The following is a 2,777-nucleotide window of genomic DNA, read 5'->3' on the forward strand; positions in this document are numbered from 1 at the left end:
GCACCTGAATCCCGAGCGGGACCCAGTGCCGCAGGCAGCAGGGTTTTAAAGAGCCAGAACTATTTCATATGCCAACTATGTTGACAGACTCCGTCCGCCCCATACAGGTGAGTGGTGTCATGACCCATGGGCAGGTAGTGGGCAAAGCCCTGCAGGGCCAAGGCGGTCTGGCCGCCCGGCCAGAATGGCGGTGCCGCTGGGTCACTGAGCGCCTGCAGCGCAAACACTCCGCTCTCCCAGGCCAGCGGGTCGCCTGCCCGGCAGTAGGCGCCTCACCCGAGACGCTTGAGCCAGCCGGCTTCCGTGAGCTTGGCGGCATGGTTGGCGCTGATGTCATGGGCCTCCAGCCACGCCGTGGTGACCACGGCGCCATGGGGAATCTGCAGCCACAGCTGGTTTACTTTCGTCGCCATAGATTGCCCAATCAGCCAACTATGAGGCTCATCTTAAACCGCATTGGTTTAACTTGAGCATCTGAAATGGAAGATTAGGCCAACTTCAGCGACTTTTCTAAACCTATGTCTGAAGTGGTCCAATTGGAGCGGACACACCGATAAGCCTCATAATGGAGGCAATGGAGGTGTTCATGACCAAGAAGACTCGACGTCGGTTTTCCGATGAATTCAAGGCGGATGCGGTGAGCCTGGTGATCGATCAGGGGTATTCCGTATCCGAGGCCGCCCGGCGCCTGGGCGTGGAGCGCAGCGTGCTGGACCGCTGGTGCCGCAAGCACCGTCAGCAGGTCTCCGGCACCCCGGAGCGGCAGGAGGACGATCGCGACGCCGAGATCAAGAAGCTCCGCGAAGAAGTTCGTAAGCTTAAGATTGAAAAGGATATTCTAAAAAACTGTTTAGGGATGGTACCCGCTTGTCGGCATAGAAACCCGGCGGCCGCCTATGCTCAGCAATGGCGTCAGAGGCGCAGCCGTCTGCTTTTTGGTGGCATGACCCCGTTAAAAAACGTGGCTCGGGCGGCGTTCTGGACTTGACAGTGGTGACGATGCCCCATTGGGCGGTTCCCGTTTAGGAAGGTGGTACCGTTCCGCGCCGCCTCCTCTGACCCACCCCTATCAGGGTCGTTGAGGAGATGCTGTCATGACACGTCGATCCTCCCACCGTTCTCGCCGACATGAGCGTTTGCAGGTGGTTCACCCTGACGCCGCGGCCATCGATATCGGTTCCCGCTTCCACCTCGTCGCTATCCCACCGGATCGCGACCCCGTGCCCGTCAGGCGTTTCGAGAGCTTTACCGAGGACCTCATCCGCCTGGCCGACTGGCTCGTCGAGAAGCACATCACTACCGTGGCTATGGAGTCCACCGGCGTCTACTGGATCCCGGTCTTCGAGATACTGGAAGAACGCGGCTTGGCGGTCATCCTGGCCAATGCCCGTGATGCCAAAAATGTCCCAGGTCGCAAGACCGATATCAACGATGCCCAGTGGCTGCAGCGCCTGCATGCCTATGGCCTGTTGCGCGGCAGCTTTCGGCCCTCACAGGAGCTGAACAGTCTGCGGGCGTTGGTGCGACATCGGGAGCGCCTCCATGCCTATGCCGCCTCGCATATCCAGCACATGCAGAAGGCATTGATGGAGATGAACCTGCAACTTCATCATGTCGTGACGGATATCACCGGCAAGACCGGGATGCGGATCCTGCGCAGTATCGTCAGTGGTCAGCAAGATCCTGCCGTCTTGGCCGCCTACCGTGACCCTCGTTGCAAGGCGAGCGAAGCGACGATTCGGCAGGCATTGACAGGGCATTATCGCGAGGAACATCTCTTGGCGCTGAGCCAATCCCTGTCTGTCTACGACACCTACCAGACACTGGTGGGCGAGTGTGATCGACATATCGAAGCCGCTCTGAAGCGGCTCGCCGCCACCCGGCCGGCGCCACAGGCGCCCCTCCCACCGCCACGTCACCGGGAGGCCAACCCCAACGCCCCAGCGTTCGACGTGCGCGGCGCGTTGTATCACGTCATCGGCACGGACCTGACACAGCTTCATGGTTTCGGTTCGTATCTGGCGCTGAAGCTGATCGCCGAGTGTGGCCTCGACATGACTCGCTGGCCCACCGCCAAACACTTCACCTCCTGGTTGGCGCTGTCGCCAGGGAGCAAGATATCGGGCGGCAAGGTGTTGTCGTCGCGGACGCGACGCACCAAGAACCGAGCGGCGGCATTGCTACGCTTGGCCGCCACGACCCTGAGTCGGACGGATACAGCGCTGGGCGCCTTCTATCGTCGACTCTCGAGTCGCATCGGCAAGGCCAAGGCCGTCACGGCGACGGCACGCAAGATCGCCGTGCTGTTCTATACCACGCTGCGCTATGGCAGGACCTATCAGGATCCCGGAGTCGACTATTATGAGGCCCGCTACCGACAGAAGATCCTGAAGAATCTCCGCCGTCGGGCAGAAGGCCTGGGATACGAGCTCACCCCCGTGGTAGCCGTCGAGCAGCGGGTTTCTTAGGAAGGCGGCGGCCTTCTTCGCCAAAGAGTCGAGCTGAGATACCAGTTTATCGAGTCGGAGAAGGCCACCTATCCCGTGGCCGTGTTGTGTCGAGTCATGCGGGTCAGCCGGAGCGGTTTCTATGCCTGGCGACGGCGTGGCCCTGATGACCATCGTCAGGCCTTACTTCAAGAGGTCAGAGAGATTCATCGTCAGAAGCGGGGCAGCTATGGCAGCCGGAGTCTGTCAACATAGTTGGCATATGAAATAGTTCTGGCTCTTTAAAACCCTGCTGCCTGCGGCACTGGGTCCCGCTCGGGATTCAGGTGC

1 protein-coding gene and 3 pseudogenes are annotated in these 2,777 nt (G+C 60.4%); 3 read left to right on the forward strand and 1 reads right to left on the reverse strand.

Annotation, left to right across the window (positions count from 1 at the left end):
* Positions 1-59: 59 nt before the first annotated feature.
* Positions 60-413, reverse strand: a pseudogene (locus tag BLP96_RS19665) (AbiEi antitoxin N-terminal domain-containing protein).
* Positions 414-586: 173 nt separating this feature from the next.
* Between BLP96_RS19665 and BLP96_RS19670 the strand changes: the two are divergent.
* The 3 genes and pseudogenes from BLP96_RS19670 to BLP96_RS20270 all read left to right on the forward strand — a co-directional run.
* A pseudogene (locus BLP96_RS19670) lies at positions 587-862 on the forward strand (transposase); the annotation flags it as partial.
* A gap of 232 nt (positions 863-1,094) precedes the next feature.
* Positions 1,095-2,468, forward strand: a complete 1,374-nt coding sequence (locus tag BLP96_RS19675) for an IS110 family RNA-guided transposase (RefSeq protein ID WP_089689227.1) — start codon at positions 1,095-1,097, stop codon at positions 2,466-2,468.
* Positions 2,469-2,696: pseudogene (locus BLP96_RS20270) on the forward strand (IS3 family transposase); the annotation flags it as partial.
* Between the last annotated feature and the right edge of the window lie 81 nt (positions 2,697-2,777).

The organism is Billgrantia gudaonensis, from assembly GCF_900100195.1.
In the GTDB taxonomy this organism is placed as follows: domain Bacteria; phylum Pseudomonadota; class Gammaproteobacteria; order Pseudomonadales; family Halomonadaceae; genus Halomonas; species Halomonas gudaonensis.